Source organism: Gordonia sp. WA4-43, assembly GCF_020520305.1.
GTDB classification, from domain to species: domain Bacteria; phylum Actinomycetota; class Actinomycetes; order Mycobacteriales; family Mycobacteriaceae; genus Gordonia; species Gordonia hongkongensis.
In genome coordinates, this window is record NZ_CP084736.1 from 4,222,635 (window position 1) to 4,243,164 (window position 20,530).

The 20,530-nt window shown below is 67.8% G+C and carries 21 protein-coding genes; 11 read left to right on the plus strand and 10 right to left on the minus strand.

Annotated features, from left to right (window positions below; translation table 11 throughout):
• Positions 1 to 25: 25 nt before the first annotated feature.
• From LEL84_RS19150 to LEL84_RS19160, 3 genes are all read right to left on the minus strand, one after another.
• Positions 26 to 688, minus strand: a complete 663-nt coding sequence (locus LEL84_RS19150) for a DUF305 domain-containing protein (protein WP_068970475.1) — start codon at positions 686 to 688, stop codon at positions 26 to 28.
• The gene (locus tag LEL84_RS19155) at positions 685 to 2,271 is read right to left on the minus strand and encodes an LVIVD repeat-containing protein (protein WP_413466880.1); all 1,587 of its coding nucleotides are present in this window, start codon (positions 2,269 to 2,271) and stop codon (positions 685 to 687) included. The genes LEL84_RS19150 and LEL84_RS19155 overlap by 4 nt, the downstream gene beginning before the upstream one ends.
• 139 nt (positions 2,272 to 2,410) lie before the next feature.
• The gene (locus LEL84_RS19160) at positions 2,411 to 2,737 is read right to left on the minus strand and encodes a hypothetical protein (protein ID WP_226512513.1); all 327 of its coding nucleotides are present in this window, start codon (positions 2,735 to 2,737) and stop codon (positions 2,411 to 2,413) included.
• A gap of 160 nt (positions 2,738 to 2,897) precedes the next feature.
• Between LEL84_RS19160 and LEL84_RS19165 the strand changes: the two genes are divergently transcribed.
• Together LEL84_RS19165 and LEL84_RS19170 are read left to right on the plus strand one after the other, a co-directional pair.
• Positions 2,898 to 3,743 (plus strand): 3-hydroxybutyryl-CoA dehydrogenase, encoded by an 846-nt coding sequence (locus tag LEL84_RS19165; RefSeq protein WP_226512514.1) that lies wholly within the window; start codon positions 2,898 to 2,900, stop codon positions 3,741 to 3,743.
• Between the two features lie 155 nt (positions 3,744 to 3,898).
• Positions 3,899 to 4,753 (plus strand): oxygenase MpaB family protein, encoded by an 855-nt coding sequence (locus tag LEL84_RS19170; protein ID WP_226512515.1) that lies wholly within the window; start codon positions 3,899 to 3,901, stop codon positions 4,751 to 4,753.
• Here LEL84_RS19170 and LEL84_RS19175 read toward each other — a convergent pair.
• Complete coding sequence (locus LEL84_RS19175) at positions 4,750 to 6,036, minus strand: MFS transporter (RefSeq protein ID WP_226512516.1); 1,287 nt, start codon at positions 6,034 to 6,036, stop codon at positions 4,750 to 4,752. The two genes, LEL84_RS19170 and LEL84_RS19175, sit on opposite strands and share 4 nt — an antisense overlap.
• A gap of 62 nt (positions 6,037 to 6,098) precedes the next feature.
• Between LEL84_RS19175 and LEL84_RS19180 the strand changes: the two genes are divergently transcribed.
• A complete protein-coding gene (locus tag LEL84_RS19180) occupies positions 6,099 to 6,791 on the plus strand; it encodes an SDR family NAD(P)-dependent oxidoreductase (RefSeq protein ID WP_226512517.1) in 693 nt (230 codons plus the stop codon).
• A 114-nt stretch (positions 6,792 to 6,905) separates the two neighbouring features.
• Here the strand turns inward: LEL84_RS19180 and LEL84_RS19185 are convergent, their stop codons facing one another.
• A complete protein-coding gene (locus LEL84_RS19185; protein WP_159370095.1) occupies positions 6,906 to 7,454 on the minus strand; it encodes a DUF2716 domain-containing protein in 549 nt (182 codons plus the stop codon).
• A gap of 61 nt (positions 7,455 to 7,515) precedes the next feature.
• Entirely contained in the window at positions 7,516 to 7,920 is a 405-nt protein-coding gene (locus LEL84_RS19190; RefSeq protein ID WP_159370096.1) for a hypothetical protein, read from the minus strand.
• Positions 7,921 to 8,083: 163 nt separating this feature from the next.
• On the opposite strand from LEL84_RS19190, the gene LEL84_RS19195 reads away from it, so the two are divergent.
• The gene (locus tag LEL84_RS19195) at positions 8,084 to 8,362 is read left to right on the plus strand and encodes a hypothetical protein (protein ID WP_139114201.1); all 279 of its coding nucleotides are present in this window, start codon (positions 8,084 to 8,086) and stop codon (positions 8,360 to 8,362) included.
• 68 nt (positions 8,363 to 8,430) lie between these two features.
• Here LEL84_RS19195 and LEL84_RS19200 read toward each other — a convergent pair whose 3' ends face one another.
• The 3 genes from LEL84_RS19200 to kstR all read right to left on the minus strand — a co-directional run bounded on the left by LEL84_RS19200 (position 8,431) and on the right by kstR (position 10,674).
• Positions 8,431 to 8,892 (minus strand): MaoC/PaaZ C-terminal domain-containing protein, encoded by a 462-nt coding sequence (locus LEL84_RS19200; RefSeq protein ID WP_226512518.1) that lies wholly within the window; start codon positions 8,890 to 8,892, stop codon positions 8,431 to 8,433.
• Positions 8,889 to 9,899, minus strand: coding sequence for an alpha/beta hydrolase (locus LEL84_RS19205; protein ID WP_068970501.1), 1,011 nt, complete (start codon positions 9,897 to 9,899; stop codon positions 8,889 to 8,891). The genes LEL84_RS19200 and LEL84_RS19205 overlap by 4 nt, the downstream gene beginning before the upstream one ends.
• Before the next feature lie 124 nt (positions 9,900 to 10,023).
• Positions 10,024 to 10,674 (minus strand): cholesterol catabolism transcriptional regulator KstR, encoded by a 651-nt coding sequence (kstR, locus tag LEL84_RS19210; protein WP_226512519.1) that lies wholly within the window; start codon positions 10,672 to 10,674, stop codon positions 10,024 to 10,026.
• Positions 10,675 to 10,808: 134 nt separating this feature from the next.
• Between kstR and LEL84_RS19215 the strand changes: the two genes are divergently transcribed.
• The 7 genes from LEL84_RS19215 (at position 10,809) to LEL84_RS19245 (ending at position 19,828) form a co-directional block, all read left to right on the plus strand.
• A complete protein-coding gene (locus LEL84_RS19215; protein ID WP_226512520.1) occupies positions 10,809 to 13,016 on the plus strand; it encodes an acyl-CoA dehydrogenase in 2,208 nt (735 codons plus the stop codon).
• A 123-nt stretch (positions 13,017 to 13,139) separates the two neighbouring features.
• Positions 13,140 to 14,294, plus strand: coding sequence for an acyl-CoA dehydrogenase family protein (locus LEL84_RS19220; RefSeq protein WP_065629126.1), 1,155 nt, complete (start codon positions 13,140 to 13,142; stop codon positions 14,292 to 14,294).
• Positions 14,284 to 15,447, plus strand: a complete 1,164-nt coding sequence (locus LEL84_RS19225; RefSeq protein ID WP_058251187.1) for an acyl-CoA dehydrogenase family protein — start codon at positions 14,284 to 14,286, stop codon at positions 15,445 to 15,447. Before LEL84_RS19220 ends, LEL84_RS19225 begins: the two co-directional genes overlap by 11 nt.
• Positions 15,444 to 16,505 (plus strand): bifunctional MaoC family dehydratase N-terminal/OB-fold nucleic acid binding domain-containing protein, encoded by a 1,062-nt coding sequence (locus LEL84_RS19230; RefSeq protein ID WP_226512521.1) that lies wholly within the window; start codon positions 15,444 to 15,446, stop codon positions 16,503 to 16,505. The genes LEL84_RS19225 and LEL84_RS19230 overlap by 4 nt, the downstream gene beginning before the upstream one ends.
• A complete protein-coding gene (locus LEL84_RS19235; RefSeq protein ID WP_319005247.1) occupies positions 16,502 to 16,957 on the plus strand; it encodes a MaoC family dehydratase in 456 nt (151 codons plus the stop codon). Before LEL84_RS19230 ends, LEL84_RS19235 begins: the two co-directional genes overlap by 4 nt.
• A complete protein-coding gene (locus LEL84_RS19240) occupies positions 16,957 to 18,129 on the plus strand; it encodes a lipid-transfer protein (protein WP_226512522.1) in 1,173 nt (390 codons plus the stop codon). The genes LEL84_RS19235 and LEL84_RS19240 overlap by 1 nt, the downstream gene beginning before the upstream one ends.
• A 64-nt stretch (positions 18,130 to 18,193) precedes the next feature.
• Complete coding sequence (locus LEL84_RS19245; RefSeq protein WP_226512523.1) at positions 18,194 to 19,828, plus strand: acyl-CoA synthetase; 1,635 nt, start codon at positions 18,194 to 18,196, stop codon at positions 19,826 to 19,828.
• Here the strand turns inward: LEL84_RS19245 and LEL84_RS19250 are convergent, their stop codons facing one another.
• Entirely contained in the window at positions 19,829 to 20,473 is a 645-nt protein-coding gene (locus LEL84_RS19250) for a LysE family translocator (protein WP_226512524.1), read from the minus strand.
• Positions 20,474 to 20,530: the final 57 nt, after the last annotated feature.

Genomic DNA, 20,530 nt, shown 5'->3' on the forward strand with positions numbered 1-20,530 from the left:
GTTCGATCCGTTGCCGCCCCTGCCATCAGGTCGGCAACGGGTCGGCGCCACGTTCCGCGAGCAGCATCGTCATCAGACCGATCTCGTCGCCCTGGTCGCCGATCATCATGAGCGCGAGGTCCTTCGTCGCGGAACCGGTCCGCTCGTCGTTGTATGCCGCCTGGGCCATCGACATCCCGCCACGGTGGTGCCGAATCATCAACTGCAGGAACAAGATCTCCGCCTCGCCGGGTGGCAGGGTGGAGAGACTGCCGATCTCGTCGATACTCGCCATGCCGGGCATCGGCCGAGGGGATTCGTCGTGATGGGTGCCCTCGTGGTGAGGGTCTCCGCCGGACATCCAGGACATCGGCTCCGGCGCGGTCACCGGTTCGTCGAACCACAGCAACCAGCCACGCATCGTGGCGGTTTCGGCGGTCTGCGTGTGGACGATCCGGTCGGCGACGCCGCGGATCTGCGGCGCGACTCCGGGCACCGCACCGATCGTCCGCGACATGAGGATCGCCTGGTCGTGGTGCGCCGACATGTCCTGCGCGAAGCCGATGTCGGACACGCTCATCGCGGATGAGTCGTGATCGCGTCCCTGCCACACCGCCCCGACGACGACACCCATGGTGACGAGCAGGGCCGCGGTCACGCCGAGGACCATCGCGCGCACCAGCGGGACGCCGAGGCGAGAAGCGCTCATCCGATCGAGGAGTTCTGGTCCGGCGGTGGCGTGTACACCGCGGGACTCAACCGCAACACCTGGAAGCCGCCGTCGGAACAGGTGACCCGCAGCTCGTTTCCGCGGAACTCGGGTGGGGACATGCACCAGTCCGTCGACATGTCACCGCCGACGATCATCCCGCTACGTGGACCGACCATCTCGTTCAACCGGACCTTGCCGTTCGCGATCGACATACCGAGGCTGAGGAATTCGACGGCGGGCAAGCCCATCAGCGAGCCGACGACGTGCGGCGAGTTGGGCGACTCCGCGATCGTGGTGCCCTTGCGGGCCGGCGGGTTGTAGTAGGCGATCTCGCGAATCCGGTCGAAGTCGCGGATGTCGAAGACCCGGATACCCGACGATTCCCAGCCGCACGCGAGCGCGGTGGGATCGGTCGCTCGGTCCACCGTGCAGTAGTGCGGATTGCTGCTGAACAGCGACCCGCCGGTCGACGACCGCAGATTGGTGTCGAGGTGCTCGGGGAGATTGATCTCGAGTTTGATCTGCGCGGTGTACCGGGGCTTGTTCACCCGCGTCACGTCGAAGATCTTGACGCCGCCCGAACCTGCTTCGTCGGCGGTGACGATGTGGGGCCGGCCCCGGTAGGTGATCGGGATCGAGTGCTGGTTCAGCTGGCCGTCGGGCCAGAGATAGGCCGCGGTGTGCGGGACCTGCGGGTGCGGCCGGCGCTCCTGGACGTCGCTGACGTCGAGCACGGTGACGCCGGCCATGTTGGACAGGTACATCCGGTTGCCGTCCGGGGACATGCCGAACCCGTGCCCGAGGAACGAGTGCAGACCCTGCCAGATCACGCGGGGCGACCGGGGATCGGCGATGTCGATGGCGCTGAGGTGCCCGGGGAACACCCCGGACGCCCAATAGGTGCGGCCGTCGGGGGAGAAGCCGCCCTCGTGCGAGGTGAACGGCAGGGGCGTCGACGTGCCCGGACCGGTGTTCAGGAGCTTGGGTCGGGTGCAGTCGGAGATGTCGTATACGGCGAAGAAGCCGCCGCCCCAGAGCAACGGCACCGACGTAGCGGCCAGGAGCTTGCGCGCCTTGTTGATCTTCAACGTCTCCCACGTGCCGCCGCGCATCGCCGGATCCGTCAGGGACCCGACGACTCGCGGCGCGCTCGGGTCGGATGCGTCGATGACCTGTACGCCCGGCGGGTTCACCCAGTTGTTTCCGGGGAACAGGCTGCCGGTGTAGCTGCAGTGCTCGAAGTTCGCCGACACGATCCCGCCGCCGGCGCCGCGGACACCGCCGATCCGCGTGATGTTGCAGCGGTAGCCGCGCATGCTCCGCCCGGACAGACGATCTTCGGCGCTGACATCACCCTGCAGGCCGGGTTCGGGGAGTGAGCCCGGCCCGCAGTCCGCTTGGGGAACCGCGACCTCGGAGATGTCGGGGAAGTAGTGGTTGGCCGCGCCGGCGGGGGCCGCGACCAGCATCGTGGAGAGAAGCGTCGCACCGGCCAGGAGGCAGGTGGCGGCATGGCGACGACGGCGCCGGCGGACCCCCGAACGGACCCTGTGTCGCGCGTCGAAACGAGTAGGCATCATCGCATCCCCCGATCGTGATCTGAGACACGCTAGTGGGCGAGCCGAGACGACATCGGCGAATCGTCGAATTCGAACGGACGAACAGAGCCGGCCCGGGGTCTCCGGGCCGGCTCGTGTCGGGTGCAGGGTGCGTCAGACGTCAGACGGCGTCGCCGCCGTCGATGCTGCCGAAGTCACCGACCTCGACATTGCCCTCGCCGTCGACCGCGGTGTCGAAGGTGCCGTCACCGTCGGTGTCGGCGACGGCGATGTCGGTGAGGCCGTCGGCGTCGGTGTCGGCCTCGATCACGTCGATCTCGCCGTCGGCATCGGTGTCGTAGGCGATCGAGTCGGCCTGGCCGTCGCCGTCGGTGTCGAGGATGGCGTCGGTGGTGCCGTCACCGTCGACGTCGGTGAGTGCGGCGTCGACGGCTCCGTCGCCGTCGGTGTCGATGAGAACGGCGTCGGCGGGGATCTCGGTGCTCATTGGTATGTCCTTCCAAGTGGGGTGAGTGCTTCTGGGCGGTTCATGTACTTGGAGGCGACGTCGAGGACGAATGTTCCCGGGGTGCCGGGAGTCGTTCGGATGACCGATCCGGCGACCGACTACCGTTTGATCTCGTATCACTCGACTTCGGAGGTTCACTGTGCAACAGATCGGCGTCATCGGCGGAGGCACCATGGGAGCGGGCATCGCGGAGGTGTGTGCGAAGGCCGGCAGCGATGTCGTGATCGTGGAGGTCAAGCAGGAGTTCGCCGACGCCGCGCGGGCGCGGGTGGAGAAGTCGCTGGCCAAGGCGGTCAGCAAGAACAAGCTGGCGCAGGACGACGCCGACGCCGCCCTCGGACGTCTGCGGGTGACGACCGACTACGCCGACCTCGCCGATCGCGAGCTGGTGATCGAGGCAGCCCCGGAGGTCGAGGAGCTCAAGCGGCAGATCTTCGCGAACCTCGACGAGGCGACCGGTGCCGACACCATCCTCGCGACCAACACGTCGTCGATCCCGATCATCAAGGTCGCGACCGCGACCAAGACCCCCGAACGCGTTGTCGGCGTGCACTTCTTCAACCCGGTACCGGTGATGCCGTTGGTCGAGATCATCTCCACGCTGACCACCGCGCCGGAGACGGCCGACGCCGTGAGCGCATACGTCACCGACACCCTCGGCAAGACCGCGGTCCGCGCGGGTGACCGTTCCGGTTTCATCGTGAACGCCCTGCTCATCCCGTACCTGTGCCAGGCCATCCGGATGTTCGACTCGGGCTACGCCTCGGCCGAGGACATCGACCTCGCGATGAAGGGTGGCTGCGGCTACCCGATGGGGCCGCTGACCCTGCTCGACACCATCGGCCTCGACGTGACGCTCTCCGCAGCGGAGTCGCTGTACGCGGAATTCGCCGAACCCCACTACGCGCCGCCGGCGCTGCTGCGTCGCATGGTCGACGCCGGCCGCCTCGGACGGAAGACCGGTCGCGGTTTCTACACCTACTGACAGCTGGATCACCGACGCCGAACCCCGGCTCACCTTCGGGTGAGCCGGGGTTTGTCGTATGAGGGGGTCCTCCGGGTGCGGGATTGTCGGCCCGCGCGCTCCCCGCTAAGCTGGCAGCAATCAGACAACAAGCGTTATCAGAATGGGTGGGGGTCATGACGCAATCCGACGAGCGGATGTCGCGGGTGGAGATGGACAACATCGACAGCAGCTTCTTCGCGCGCTCGCTGCTCTCGATGGGACAGACGATGAGCACGACGAACGTCATCATGCAGCTCGCCAATCCGGCGGTCGGCTACGGTGTCGCGCACAGCAAGGTCGAGAACGGGCGGCTCGACAAACATCCGGTCAAACGCGCACGGACCACCGCGTCGTATCTGGCGGTCGCGATTCTCGGCAACGCCGACGACCGGCGCCGGTACCGGCACGCCGTCAACCGCCAGCACGCGCAGGTGCGCTCCGGCGAGAACAGTCCCGTGGAGTACAACGCGATGAACACCGACCTGCAGCTCTGGGTCGCGGCGTGCCTCTACTTCGGGTGGGAGGACATCTACGAGCGTGTCCACGGACCGCTGCAGGGCGCGGATCGCGAGAAGTTCTACCAGCAGGGCAAGGTCTGCGGGACGACGCTGCAGATGCCGGCCGAGGCGTGGCCCGCCACGCGCGACGAGTTCACCACCTACTGGGACGACCAGGTCTCGCGCATCGAGATCAGCGACGAGATCCGGGACTTCCTCCTCGACATCGCCAATTTCGGTTACGCGCCGGAACGCATCCAGGAGAAGTACGGTCCGGTGAAATTGCGCCGGACCATCGGCTATCTGCCGCAGCCGTTCCGTGACGCACTCCGGGTCGAGTGGACCGACGAGGATCAGGCGTGGTTCGACGGCTACGTCGGCCGGCTGGTGGAGAAAGAGCGTCGCACTCCGCTGTGGGTGTCGCAGTTTGGTTTCCGGCTCCTGCTGGCCGATGTCCGGCTCCGGGTCAAAATGGGGCGGCCGCTCGTCTAGGAGGCGCCGGCTCCGCTCCGGCGCGCGGCCAGGAAGGCGAGTGTTCCGGCGCCCAGGCACGCAACGGCGCCGACCGCGAGACCGACGCGCGCACCGAATGTCTCGATGATCGCGCCGACGATCGGACCCCCGATCGGCGTCGAGCCCATGAACGCCACCGACCACAACGCCATCACCCGGCCCCGCATCCGCGGTTCGGAATTGAGCTGCAGGGTCGCGTTTCCCGTCGACATGAAGGTGACGCTCAACCAGCCGACGAGGAACAGGGCGCAGATCGCCGTCGGGAGATTCGGTGCGAGGGCGGTCGCCCCGACGGTGATCCCGAAACCGAAGGCCGCCAGCGTGAGTGGGCGCAGTCCGGTGTTCCCGCGAGCCGCGACCACGAGTCCGCCGACTACCGCACCCACTCCCATCGCCGACGTCATGAAACCGAGGGCTTGCGGCCCGCCGTCGAACACGAAGTCCGCGGCGGCGGGCAGCGTGACCGGGAAGTTGTACGTCAGGGTGCCGACGAGCGCCATCGTGGCGAGCGGGATCCACAGCACAGGACGACTCCGGACGTATCGAAGACCCTCGCGCAGCTGACCTTTCGCGCGCGGAACCGGTGATTCCGCGGTGATCTTCGACGAGTCGAGCGCAAGCAGCGACGCGACCACGGCGATGAAGCTGACCGCGTTGATCGCGAAGCACAGACCGGAACCGACGAGGGCCAGGATCACCCCGGCTACCGCCGGACCCACCGCGCGAGCGGCGTTCACCATCACCGAGTTGAGTGTGACCGCGTTGCGGATGAGGTCTTTGCCGACGATCTGATGGATGAACGCCTGCCGCGCCGGCTGTTCGAAGGCATGCCCGAGCCCGAGCATGACCGCCAGCACGCCGACGTGCCAGACCTGCACCACCCCGGTGAGGGTGATGGCGGCGAGCACCGCGGCCAGCAGCCCCATCATCGACTGCAGGACGATGAGCAGGCGTCGGCGGTCGACGCGATCGGCGATAACGCCCGCGTACGGTCCGATGAGCAGGACCGGTAGCGCCTGCAGGGCGACGATGAGTCCCAGGACGGACGCCGATCCGCTGAGCGTCAGCACGAGCCACGCCTGCGCCGTCGCCTGCATCCACGAACCCGTCATCGAGACGGCCATGCCGGCGTAGAAGAGGCGGTAGTTGGGGATGCGCAACGACGCGAACATGCTGCTCCGCCCGGCGTCTCCAGGGCGCCGACCGTCCGGTTCACGCTCCCGGGGTTCGTCTCCGATCTCGGGAACACGGTCGTCGGTCATCGACGACCATCGTAGGCGCGTGCGCCTCCACCCAGGGGCCCGCCTCCAGTAGGGTCGGCGGGATGACGCAGACGGTGATCGTGTCGGGCGGTACGGGCGGCCTGGGGGCGGCGGTCACCCGCACGTTGCTCGACGACGGATGGCGCGTGGTGGTGCCCGGGCGCACCGAAGCCGGGTTGTCACGCCTCCCGGAATCGGACCGGTTGGTCGGTGTGCACGCCGACCTCTTCGACGAGGCGTCGGTCGCCGAGGTCGTGGCGATCGCCGCGAGCGACGCGTCAGCGCCGGTGACAGCGGTGGTGAACCTGGTGGGCGGGTTCGCGATGGGGGAGCGGGTCGACGCGACACCGGTCGACGAGTTCGAGCGACTGCTCCGGCTCAACCTGCGGCCGCTGTATCTGCTGTCCGCGGCGGCCATTCCGAAGATGATCGAGGCCGGCGGCGGGTCGATCGTCGGGGTGTCGGCGAAGGCGGCGTTCGCACCCTTCTCCGGTGCCGCGGGGTACATCACGTCGAAGGCGGCGGTGTGGGCGTTCATCAGTGCGCTCGCCGCCGAGTACAAGTCCGACGGCATCCGGGCGAACGCGATCCTGCCGTCGGTGATCGACACCCCGGGCAACCGCGCTAGTCAGCCGGATTCGTCGCGGGCGGGCTGGGTGTCGCCCGAGTCGATCGCTCAGACGATCTCGTTCCTGGTCTCCGACGCCTCGAGTGCGATCACCGGCGCGCAGGTCCCCGTGCCGGGCGTCGGCTGAGCCGGAGAACCGCTGGTGCGCAAGAATCTGCGTTGAGCGATGGTGTAATCGATCGCACCGCAGACGATTCAACGATGCCTGCGTGGAAGTCGCATGCGGGATCGCATCTGTCGACTACCCCGGCAGCGGGTCACCGTTCTCGCGCTTGCGCGGGAGCCATGTTGCGAGGGTCCGGCCCAACGTCTGAACCAGCTCGGAACCGAACACGCACAGCGTCTTCTCCCACGGATGTCCGAATGTGCCAGTGCTGAAGTCGGGCCGAGCGAAGATGTAGTAGTCGCCGTTCGGGAACACCGGCACCGGCCACTCTGCGTCGAACGTCTCGGCATGTGCCGCTGCATTGAGCCGATAGCCGGGATGCTGCCAGTCGAGCACAATCCAGTAAGGATCGTCCTGCACGTGGACGAAGCAACGCTGCGCCTCGGCGTTGATCGCATCGAATTGGGCGCTCCACACGCCGGGAGAGTTCTCCGGGACAGACAGGTCGAAGGTTACCGACGGAGCAGGATCGACAACTGCGGGCCAGTCTGTCGGGTAGATGCTGGGCCGGAACGATCGAAACCGATCACGGAACAACTCCCACGCCACGTCCTCTTCGTCTCGGGGCAGGTAGCTCCATCCCGGCGGTAGCGGGTTTCCGTGGTCGAGGGCCCAACGCATCATCGGACCATCGTCGCAGAGCGTAGCGGGCGGAACACCTTCATCACGTTCCGCCACAGCACTCTCAGACGACATCCGATGGTGCGCGGCGCCAGACGAAGAGACCCACCGCGACGAGGATCTGCCCGCAGATCAGCGCGGCGGGGAGGGCAAGCAGTTCCCAACCGGTCGTGCCGAAGTTCGTCGCCCACACGACGATCGCTGCGCCGAGCGCTAGGGTGGTCAACTGGCCGAGGGTCGTGAGGATCGACGCCACCGTGCGCGAGCGTCCCCGAAAGACACACGCGCCGCCGACGATCAGTGCAACGAAGGCGCACAGCAAGCCGATCAGCGTCGGGAACACCACCATGTACTCGAAGCCGCCTGAGACCTCGACAACACCTGACAGAACGAGTGATGGCACGACGAACGACAAGATGACCACCGTGCACAGCACCGAGATGATCGAGGCGAATCGCAGTGTCTTCATCCAGTCACGGTATCTGCGGTACGGATTCCATTCGGTTCTCCGTCCGTCGTGTCTCGTCCCCCCACGGCCAGGGGTTCGTTCCGACCGTCGGCCCACGCGGATGTGGCCGGTCCACAGCAACGAAAACAGCCGTACTGCTGCCGTCAACACGTACATTGAGCATGTGCTGCTCGCCGAGGCCGGACTGTCGGAATGCGCCAGAGACGCTGCGTGCAGCGCTGACTTCAACCGGCCGTTCTACATCGCGTTCGCATTGCTGGTCTTGTTCTCGGTGTGGTTCACCCTGTCGATGTTCGCGACCGTCGACGTCGTCGGTCATCATCTCGGCCTACGAGGCAGTCTGTCGTGGGTGGGGGTCGTGTGGCTTGTCCCGGTCGTCGGAGCAGCTGTGTGGCGGCTGAGCCGGTGGCAATGGCTGGTCAGGCGCAACTCTCTCGAGTGACGCGAGGACTCGAACGTGATGGAAGCCGGAGACGTACGGTGAGAACCGCGGCAGCGCAACCGAAGATGTCAATCGCGATTGGGTCGCGCGTGCACATAGGCTTCGACGACGGTGCGCATCACTGGTTTTCCGTCACCGTTGCGCAGTTCCGCCGACGAGGTGACCAGCGCGCGGTCGCGGTCGTCGAACTCGATCGCGTCGATGACGGTCGATCCGGTGAGGGTGTCGCCGGGGCGGACGGGACGCAGGAACTCCACGTCGCCCAGTCGCTTGCCCGCGATCACCCGCCAATTGTTCAGCACGCCGGTGACATTGAGCCTCTGGTAGATCGACATCGTGTGCAGCCCACTGGCGATCAGCCCGCCGTAGGGGCCGCGTTCGGCAACGGCCTTGTCCACGTGGAAGTCCTGCGGATCCCATGCGCGGGCGAAGTCGAGCAGTTCGTCTTCGCTGACGTGATGCGTGCCGAACTCGAAGATCTGGCCCACGGACAGGTCATCGGCCCACAAGCGGTCCGATGCGTCGCTCACCTCAGGTCTGCCGCGATCTTCGGCCAGGTGGTCTCGAGGTCGCGTTCCCAGTAACCCCAGGAGTGGGTGCCGCTCGGCCGGAAGGTGACCTCGTGCGGCACCTTGAGCGCCCGCATGCGCGACACCATCTGCTTGGTGCACTCGTTGACCGCGGCCTCGATGATGCCGCCGATGACCATCTGGTTGGCCAATGTCAGCGGATCGCCGGCGACCAGCGGTGCCTCGAGCCGGTCGAACTGTCCGGGCATGCCGGTGCCGCTGGTCATGTAGACCTTGGTGCCGCGCAGCTTGTCCGCGTGGATGTACGGGTCGTTGTCCCGCCACCCGGCCGAATTGACCGGTCCCCACATGTTGTTCAGGTTGCCCTGCCCGCGGTCGGCGACGACCATCCGGATGTAGGCCTGTCCCACCGGGTCGCTGGTACGCGCGCATCCGCTGTAGGCGGCGGCCGACCGGTAGAGCTTCGGTGCGGCGATCGCGAGGTTGAGCACCGATGTCCCGGCCATCGAGATCCCGGCGATCGCGTTGACCTTGGTGGTGTCGAATTCCTTGTCCACCAGCGGCGGGAGCTCCTTGGTGAGGAACGTCGTCCACTTGTTGCGGCCGAGTACCGGATCGTCGTGCTGCCAGTCGGTGTAATAGGAGAACGCGCCGCCGATCGGTGTGACGACGTTGACCTCTTTGTCGGAGAAGAACTTCGCGTACTGGGTCTTGGCCGCCCAGGTCGCGGAGTCCTCGCCGCCGCCCGCGCCGTTGAGCAGGTAGAGCGTGGGGCGCGACTTGGTGGTGTCCTTGGGGCGCAACACGTTGACGGGGATGAGTTTGCGCATCGCCGCCGAGTAGACGATGAGTGTCGACTGCTGGGCGGAGTCGTGGACCACGGTGTCGATGCGAGCGCGATCGGGATCGGGGGTGGGCTCGGCCAGCGCGGCCGGAGCCCATCCGGCGGTCGCGACCGCAACGGCACATCCGACGACGCACAGTCGTCGCAACCAGGAGGATCGCACCACTAGCCCCTTCTGTTAACAGAATTCTCAGACGTAACAAAGGTAGCCGAGTTCGACGGGCGCTCCCAAGTCGAGAAGGTGCTCGTCACCCAGTTGTGACGTCACGTTCGAGGGGAGAACCCGATTACTTGACGCGATCCTTGAGCAGGAGCCGGACGGTGAGTTCGAGCCGGTTCGTGACGTCGGTCGCCGACGCGCGACGGGTCAGCCACTGCACCAGGTTCGACATCCACACATCGGAGAGGACGCGCGCGATCGCGAGATCTTTTTCGGTGGGTTCGCCGTCGTCGACGATCGCTCCGGCGAGGAGCCGGTCGATGATCCCGGCGACCTGGTCGACCTCGGCGGTCGCCGACGCGTCGGCGAACATGAACGCACGCGTCATCGCCTCGGTGAGAAGCGGATCGCGCTGCATGGCGAAGGTGATCATGTCCAGGACATGACGGAGGCGGTCGATCGCGGTGTCGCCGCGCAACTGCGAACGATCGACCTTCGACTCGACTCGCTCGAACTCGCGGGCGAGCGCGGTGACGAGAAGGTGGACCTTCGACGGGAAGTAGCGGTACAGCGTCCCGACGGCGACGTCGGCCTTGTCGGCGACGGTGCGCATCTGCACGGCGTCGTATCCGCCCTTGGACGCCAGCGCGAGGGTGGCGTCGAGGATGCGGCGGCGGCGTTCGCGCTGCGCGGTGGAGCCGGCTTCGGGCGAGGCGGCCGGCGCCGCAGCCCCGTTGGGGGCGTCGACCGCGGCGTTGCCGGGTGCAGAACGGGCCATGTGCTCTCGAACATCCTCACGTGATCAAACGTCTCAATGGGTGGATCGTGGGTGGCTACCCGATCCGAGTACACCCATGGCATATTAGAACAGGTTCTAATTATTCGTCACAACTCGACATACAGGGATTGCCAGTGACAATCGCCACGTCTTCCGAGCAGATCGCGGTCCGTGACAGCATCGCGTCCTGGGCGCGCTCCACCAGTGTGACCGACATCGTGCGGGCCGACCTCGACAAGCCGAGCGACCAGTGGACTGGTCTATTTTCGCAGATCGCCGATCTGGGCGTGTTCGCCGCCGCGGTCCCCGAGGCGTCCGACGGTCTCGGCGCGAGCTTCCTCGACGTGGCCGCCATGCTCGAGCAGTGTGGGGCCGATCTCGTCCCCGGCCCGCTCGGTGCGACGGTGACCGCGGCGATCGCGCTGGCGGTTCGCCGTGCGGATTCGGCGCAGGGCGACACCGACCGGTCTGCCGGACTGCTGGGCGAGGTGCTGGCCGGGTCGGTTCCGGTGGTGACGCCCGCGACGAGCTATGCCGGTAAGGGTCTCACCCTGGCCGACGGCGAACTCGACCTCGGGCTCGTCGCCGGCTACGTCGAGGGTTGCGCCGTGATGGTCGAATTCGGGACCGACGATCGGGAACGGTCGTGGTGGATCGTGCCGCCGGGCGTCGGAGTCGCCGACGTCACGCCACAGACCCCGCTCGACGGCACGGCCTCGGTCAGCCACGTGACACTGTCCGAGGTCACGGTCGAGGACCTGATCGAACTGGGTGACGGGACGTTCGTCGCGGGCCTCCTGTCGGCGACGCTCGCCGCCTATCAGAGCGGCGTCACCCGGTGGGCCCTCGACACCGCCGTCGAGTACGCGAAGGTCCGCACCCAATTCGGCGTGCCGATCGGATCGTTCCAGGCGATCAAGCACATCTGCGCCGAGATGCTGTGCCGCAGCGAGCGCGTCACCGCGGTCGCGTGGGACGTCGCCGGCGCGGTCGACGACGTGCTCGCGGCCGGGGCGGGGGACGAGCTCGTTTCCGCCCGCGAACAACTCGAGATCAGCAGGCTCGCGGCCGACGTCGTGGTCGGTCGCGACCCGGTCGCCAACACCAAGGACTGCGTCCAGGTCCTCGGCGGCATCGGGTTCACCTTCGAGCACGACGCCCACCTCTATCTGCGCGCCGCACTCGCCGCGCAGGCGTCGCTCGCGAACGCGTCGTCGCACGCCGCCGCTCTCGCCCGGCTCGGGCTCGCGGGGACGCGACGGCGCTTCCGTCTGGACCTCTCGCAGGTCGAGGACCGGCGCGACGAGGTCCGCACCACCGTCGCGCGGATCGCCGACGCCGAACCCGACGATCGTCGCCGTCTCCTCGCCGAGACCGGCTACCTGACCCCACACTGGCCGGCGCCGCACGGCCTGGGAGCGGATGCCGCGATGCAACTGCTGATCGACACCGAGCTCGAGTCGGCCGGGATCGAGCGGCCCGACCTGGTGATCGGCGCATGGGCGATCCCGACCATCCTGGAACACGGCACCGACGCGCAGCGCGAGCGGTTCGTCGCCCCGACGCTGGCCGGCGACATCGTGTGGTGCCAGCTGTTCTCCGAACCCGAGGCCGGCTCGGACCTGGCCGCGTTGCGCACACGGGCGGAACGGGTCGACGGCGGCTGGCGCCTGGACGGCCAGAAGATCTGGACCTCGCAGGCACACAACGCCCAGTGGGCGATCTGCCTCGCGCGCACCGATTTCGAGGCGCCGAAGAACAAGGGCATCACCTACTTCCTCGTCGACATGGGTTCGCCCGGCATCGACATCCGGCCGCTGCGCGAGCTCTCCGGGCGGGCCAACTTCAACGAGGTCTTCCTCGACGGTGTGGTCGTGCCGGATGACTGTGTCGTCGGCGAGATCAACGGCGGCTGGCGGCTGGCCCGCACCACCCTCGCGAACGAGCGGGTGGCGATGGGCGGTACCGGCCTCGGCAAGGAGATGGAGTCGCTGCTCTCGCAGGTGCGGTCGATGGATCGGGAGCTGACCGCCGAGGAGCTCGCGTCGCTCGGCACCCAGCTCGCCGACGCCCACGTCGGCCGGGTCCTCGACGCGCGGGCGGCGACCAGGCAACTGGCCGGGCTCGACCCCGGTGCGTTGTCGAGCGTGCGCAAGCTGATCGGCGTCGAACATCGCCAATCGGTACCCGATCTCGCGCTGCGGCTCCTGGGGGTCGCGGGTCTGGCGGCGACCGAGGCGTCCGACGCGGTCCTGCAGAACCGCTGCCTCTCGATCGCGGGCGGCACGACTCAGATCCTGCGCACGGCCGCGGCGGAACGCATTCTCGGTTTGCCGCGGTAACCGGCTGCGGCGAAAGTGCCGAAACCGCAGATAAACGCCGATTCCGACACCCTTGCGCGCGGACTCTGATACAACTAGAACAGGTTCTAGTTCTTGACGGGTTCATGGTGAGGGAGGCACAGGGTGGACTTTGCCCTGGACGGCACGGCGATCGCGGTTCGCGACGTCGCCGAGGACGTGTTCGCGCGACGGCAGCCCGACTGGGAGTCGACGTTCGGTGGGCGTCATTCCGGTGGGACGGCAGCGGCCGAGCAGGAGGCGACCCGCGGCGGGTTCGAGGCCGATGGCTGGCAGGCGCTCGTCGACGCCGGACTGCTCGCCCTGCCCCTGCCGGCCTCGCTCGACGGTGACGAGGTCGACGAGTCGGGTCTGCTCCCGTTGTTCCGCCGGATGGGCCGGGCCGCGGCGGTGACGCCGGCGCTCGGATCGCTGACCGCGGCGCTCGTGTTCGCCAGGGCCGACGCCCAGGACGGCGAGGGATCGGTGTGGTCGCGGTTCGGCAGTTCGCTCACCGGCGGCAGTTGGGTGTCGGTGGCGATCGGCGAACACGGCGACGCCCTGACGGCGCATCCGCGGACCTCGGTCCGTGACGGGCGGCTCACCGGCACGAAGGTCGGCGTCCTGCACGCCGACGGTGCCTCACTGTTCCTGGTGGCCGCCGATGCCGGTGTCGTCGCCGTCTCGCCTGATGCCGACGGGGTCACCGTCACGCGCACACCGGCCTCGAGCGGCTGGGGCGAGTACACGGTGGCCTTCGACGACGTACCCGTCGACGACGCCGACATCCTGGTCCGCGACCTTGCGATCCTCCGCGATCGCTACCGCCTGGCGTTGTGCGCCTACGCCGACGGCCTGGTCGCCGGCGCCACCCGACTGACCGCCGACCACGTCTCCACGCGCGAGCAGTTCGGCAAGCCGATCGCCTTGTTCCAGGCGGTGGGCCAGCAACTCGCCGACATCTACGTCGTCGGCCGGTCGATGGAGCTCGCGACCACCTCGGCGGCCTGGCGGTTGTCCGAAGGTCTGGACGCCGCAACCGATCTCGCGATCGCCGCCTACTGGCTGGCCGAGGAGGTCCCGCCGACCACGCGGACGATGACCCACCTGCACGGCGGCATCGGAGTCGACATCACCTATCCGCTTCACCGCTACTTCTCGCTCACCAAAGACCTCGCGCGTCTGGTGGGCGGAGCGCACGTGCGGCTCGACGAGCTCGCCGACATCACCGACGTCCCCGCCGACGACACCCGTATCGCAGAGGTGCCCGATGTTCATTGATCTCACCCCCGAACAGCGCGCGCTGCGCGCGGAACTGCGCGAGTACTTCGCCGACCTCGTCACCCCCGACGAGGCAGCGGTGATGCTGACCGAACGCCACGGCCCGACCTACCGCAAGGTCATCAAGCGGATGGGCGACGACGGCTGGCTGGGCGTCGGCTGGCCGACGGAGTTCGGCGGCAAGGGTTTCGGTGAGATCGAACAGCAGATCTTCACCAACGAGGCCGTGCGCGCCGACGTCCCGCTGCCGGCGGTGACGCTGCAGACCGTCGGGCCGACGCTGCAGGTCCACGGCACCGAGGAGCAGAAGCAGAAGTTCCTGCCCGCGATCCTGGCCGGCGATGTGCACTTCGCCATCGGGTACACCGAACCCGAGGCCGGCACCGACCTGGCGTCGCTGACCACCACCGCGGTCCGCGACGGCGACCACTACGTGGTCAACGGGCAGAAGATCTTCACCACGGGCGGACACGACGCCGACTACATCTGGCTCGCCGTCCGCACCGATCGCGACGCACCCAAGCACAAGGGCATCTCGATCCTGATCGTCGACACCTCCGACCCCGGTTTCACGTGGACGCCGATCATCACCGCCGACGGCGCACACCACGTGAATGCCACCTACTACCAGGATGTTCGGGTTCCGGTGTCGATGCGGGTCGGCGAGGAGGGGGGCGGCTGGAAGCTGATCACCACCCAGCTCAATCACGAGCGCGTGATGCTCGGCCCCGCCGGCCGCATCGACGGACTCGCAGCACGGGTGCGTGCCTGGGCGCAGCGGCCGGGCCCCGACGGGACGGTCATCGCCAAGCATCCCGACGTCCGTCGCGCGCTCGCGACCATCGACGCCTACGGCCGTATCAACGAGTTGCTCAACTGGCAGGTGGCCGCGACGGGTGAGGCCATCTCGATGGCCGACGCGGCGGCCACCAAGGTGTTCTCGACCGAACGCATCCAGACCGTCTGCCGGATGGTCGACGAGATCATCGGGCGCTACGGCGATTTCGCCGATCCGGAGACCGCGGCGCTGGTGAACTGGCTCGACGTCCAGGAGAAGCGCCACGTCGTCATCACGTTCGGCGGTGGCGTCAACGAGGTCATGCGCGACATGATCGCGACCGCCGGCCTCGGACTCCCGCGGGCCAAGCGGTGAGCGCGCCCGAGCTCGCCCGCGACGGCGTCGCCGGAGACGAGGCGATCCGAGCCGCCGCGCAGGAGATCATCGACGCCGGACCGAGCGCACCGGTCGCCGGGCGGGACCCGATCAATCAGCCCATGATCAACAACTGGGTCGAGGCGATGGGCGACACGAACCCTGTCTACACCGACGACGCGGCGGCCCGGGATGCCGGCCATCCCGGCATCGTCGCGCCGCCCGCGATGGCGCAGGTGTGGACGATGCGCGGCCTCCACGGGGTGCGGACCGCGGACGATCCGCTGGGTCGCGCGAGCGAACTCTTCGACGAGGCCGGCTTCACCTCTGTGGTGGCGACCAACTGCGACACCGTCTATCACCGCTACACCCGTCCGGGCGAGGAGGTCGCGCTGTCGGCCGAACTCGTGGAGGTGGTGGGACCGAAGAACACCGCACTCGGTGAGGGCTGGTTCTTCACCACCCGCAACGTCTGGTCGGTCGGCGGAGACGACGGGGCGCGTGAGGTCGTCGCCGAGATGCGGTTCCGCATCCTGAAGTTCCGCCCCGCCGCACGCGCTGCTGCCGAGCCGGTTTCCGACGCCGGGGTGCCCGACGATCTCGACCCGGCGCGGCTGCTCAAGCCGAGCGCATCCCGGGACACCGCCTTCTTCTGGGAGGGCGTGGCCGCCCACGAGCTGCGCATCCAGCGCGACGGCGACGGGGCGCTGCGGCACCCGCCGGTGCCGGCGACCTGGAAGCCGCGCGAGGCCGACGGAAACGTCCCGCCAACGGATTACGTGGTCGCGGCCGGTACCGGCACCGTCTACAGCTATGTCGTGCATCGAGCGCCGAAGGTGCCCGGGCGGCGGTTGCCGTTCGTCGTGGCCCTCGTCGAACTCGACGAGGGAATCCGCATGCTCGGTGAGCTCCGGGGCGTCGAACCCGAGCAGGTGGCCATCGGCATGCCGGTGCGCGCGACCTATCTCGACTTCCCTGCCGATGACGAGGCCGGGACTCCGGCCTGGACCCTGCACGCGTGGGAACCGGCCGTGCCTACCGAAGGGGAGCCCGCATGACAAGCGTTGCCACCGACCCCGCTGCCGTCGGAACGATGCTGCCGGCGTTGACGATCGAGGCGACCCCCACGTTCGTCGTGGCGACCGCGCTCGCCACACGCGACTTCCAGGACGTGCATCATGATCGCGACCTCGCGCAGGCGAAGGGGTCCAAGGACATCTTCGTCAACATCCTCACCGACACCGGGCTGGTGGAGCGGTTCGTCACCGACTGGGCCGGACCGAATGCCCGAATCCGTTCGATCGCACTGAAACTCGGCGTCCCCTGGTATGCCTACGACACGGTCACCTTCACCGGCGAGGTCACCGCGGTCGACGCCGGGGTCATCACCGTCGCCGTGACCGGGACGAATTCTCTGGGCAAGCACGTCATCTCGACCGTCACGCTGACGATCGGTGCGACCGAACCCGACACGGTCGGTTCGCCTGCGGGTCGAGGGGAGGGACTCTGATGGGATCACTGTCCGGTCAGGCGGTCATCGCCGGCATCGGTGCCACCGAGTTCTCCAAGGATTCCGGGCGCAGCGAACTGCGGCTCGCCGTGGAGGCGGTGTCGGCGGCGATCGCCGACGCCGGTCTCACACCCGCCGACGTCGACGGCCTCGTCACGTTCACGATGGACACGAACAGCGAGATCTCCGTCGCACGGGCCGTGGGGATCGGGGACCTGACGTACTTCTCGCGGATCCACTACGGTGGCGGTGCGGCGTGCGCCACGGTGCAGCAGGCCGCGATGGCGGTGGCGACGGGTGTCGCCGACGTCGTGGTGGCCTACCGCGCATTCAACGAACGGTCGGGACTGCGGTTCGGGCAGGTCAATTCGGCGGTGGCGAACCAGGAGAACTCGTCCGGTACCGAGAACGCTTTCACCTACCCGCACGGTCTGTCCACTCCCGCCGCGTTCGTCGCGATGATCGCGCAGCGCTACATGCACGACTTCGGCGCCACCAGTGAGGATTTCGGCCGGATCGCGGTCGTCGATCGCAAGCACGCGGCGGTGAACCCGGACGCGTTCTTCTACGACAAGCCGATCACCCTCGAGGATCACCAGAACTCGCGGTACATCGCCGAACCGTTGCACCTGCTCGACTGCTGCCAGGAATCCGACGGCGGCGTCGCGCTGGTGATCGTCTCGCCGGAGCGCGCGAAAGACTTGCCGCACAAGCCCGCGGTGATCGCGGCCGCCGCGGCCGGCAGTGCTGCCGACCAGTACATCATGACCAGCTACTACCGGGACGAGCTGGCCGGCCTGCCCGAGATGGGGCTCGTCGGTCGGCAGTTGTGGGCGCAGTCGGGTCTGAACCCCGACGACATGGACATGGCGATCCTCTACGACCACTTCACCCCGTACACGCTCCTGCAACTCGAGGAGCTGGGGTTCTGCGGTCGAGGCGAGGCCAAGGACTTCGTCCGGGAACCGGGTGCCCTCGAGGTGGGTGGCCGGTTGCCGCTGAACACGCACGGAGGCCAGCTGGGCGAGGCCTACATCCATGGCATGAACGGTATCGCCGAGGGGGTCCGGCAGATCCGCGGGACCTCGGTCAACCAGGTCGAAGCGGCCGAGAAGGTCGTCGTGACCGCCGGAACCGGCGTTCCCACAAGCGGATTGGTGCTTACCGCATGACAGCTGACTATCCGATGCACTTTTTCTCCACCAATTCACTCCGTAGAACCAAGGAGCGCGCACGATGAAGTTCAACCTCGCCGATGTCTTCGAGACCGTCGCCGACTCGGTGCCCGAGCGGATCGCGCTCAGCTACCAGGGTCGCCAGATCAGCTACGCCGAACTCGACAACCTCGCCAATCAGGTGGCACATCTGTTCGCCGGCGCGGGGATCGGTGCGTTCGACAATGTCGCGCTGTTCCTGAAGAACAGCATCGAACACGTGACGAGCCTGCTGGGACTGCTGAAGGTGCGCGCGGTCCCGGTCAACGTGAACTACCGCTACACCAACGCCGAACTGCAGTACATCTTCGACAACTCCGACTCCCGCGCGATCATCGTCGAACTGCCGGAGCACCAGCGCAGCGTCGCCGCGTTGCTCGCCGAGACCCCCACCGTGCGAACGGTGTTCGTCATCGGCGACATCGTCGAGGAACTCCGCGCGGCGGTCGCCGACCTGCCCGACGGGCGCGTCGTCGAGATCGTGTCGTTCGCCGACGCGGAGTCCAAGCCCGACGGCCGGGACTTCGAGCCGCGCACCGGCGAAGAGCTCTACCTGCTCTACACCGGCGGCACCACCGGGTACCCGAAGGGCGTCATGTGGCAGCACGACGACTTCTTCCGCAAGCCGCTCTCCGGCGGCAACCCCTACGGCGAGGCCCGCAAGGATCTCGAGGAGATCGGCACGGCGGTCAAGGATTTCCCGCCGATCGCGTTCCTGCTCGCGGCTCCGCTCATGCACGGCGCGGCGTCGTACTCGTTGTTCACGTTCTTCACCCTCGGTGGCCGGCTGGTCATCCAGCGCGACTTCGACCCCGAGGCGATCGTGACCGAGATCGAGAAGGAGAAGGTCAACATCGTCCTCATCGTCGGCGACGCCATGGGCATGCCGCTCGTCGAGGAGCTCGAGAAGCGCAAGGACTCCGTCGATCTGTCGTCGATGTTCTCGATCACCTCCGGCGGCGCGATCTGGTCCCAGCACGTGCGGGACCGGATGCTCGCGGTGAAACCGGATCTGGTGCTGCGCGACAACTTCGGCGCGTCGGAGTCGGGCAACGACGGCGAGATCATGATGGACGAGAACGGGAACCTGAAGGTCCCGCCGACGGACCGGATGATGGTCGTCGACGAACGGCACAACAAGATCGAGCCCGGCTCGGGCGAGGTCGGTTACATCGCGCGCATCGGCAACGTCCCGCTCGGCTACTACAAGGACGAGGAGAAGACGGCGAAGACCTTTCCGACGCTGGCCGACGGCACCCGGATCTCCATCCTGGGCGACATGGGCACCGTGGAGGCCGACGGTTCGATCGTGTTCCTCGGACGTGGTTCGCAGTGCATCAACACCGGCGGCGAGAAGGTCTACGCCGAGGAGGTCGAGGCGGTGCTGCACGCGCATCCGGCGATCGCCGACGCACTCGTCGTCCCGGTTCCCGACGAGAAGTACGGCCAGCGGGTCGCGGCGGTGGTCAACGTCGCCGACGGGGCCGACGAGCCGTCGTTGGAGGAGATCCAGGACCACTGCCGGGAGACCCTCGCCCGCTACAAGGTGCCCCGCACGGTCGTCTTCGTCGACGAGGTCAAGCGGACCCCGGCCGGCAAGGCCGACTACCGCTGGGCCAAGGCCGCGGCCGCGGCGAACGAGGCCGCCCCGGTCTGATCAGCCCTCGAGTGCCAGGCGCACTCCGAGCCCGATCAACGCGACTCCGCCGATCGCTTCGACGCGACGGCGGATTCGTGCGCTCTGCAGCCATTCGGCGATTCGGCCGGCGGCGCCCACCAGCACGGTGAAGTACGCGGCGGTCAGCGCGATGTAGATCGCCCCCAACCCGAGGGTCGTCCATCCGGTCGAGTAACCGTCCGGCACGAAGCCGGGCAGGAGACTGATGAACAGGATGCCGATCTTCGGGTTGAGGATGTTGGTGAGCAGGCCGGCGGTGAAACCGGAGAACAGCAGACCCGCCTTCCGGCCCGCGGGCGGCGCGACCGCGTCCTGCGATGCCGCGAGATCGGGTGCGGCGCGCAGCAGCGCGCGGACCGAGCTGATACCCATCCACACGAGGTAGCAGGCCCCGACGATTTTGAGCATCTCGTAACCGGTCTCGCTGGCCTGCAGCAATGCCGACAGGCCCAGGACGGCGGCGGTGACCCAGACCATCAGTCCGCACACGATGCCCGCGGCGGTCCGGAAGGCTTCGCCGCGTCCACCGCGGACCACTCCGCGCAGGACCACCAGGGTGTCCGGACCCGGCAGCAGCACGATCAGCGTCGCGGTGACGATGAAGGACAAGAGGGCGGCGAGCATGAAGGTCATGGTAGGAACCGGGGCGCGGGCGAGCGCGCCGGGGCCGGTGGCCCCCAC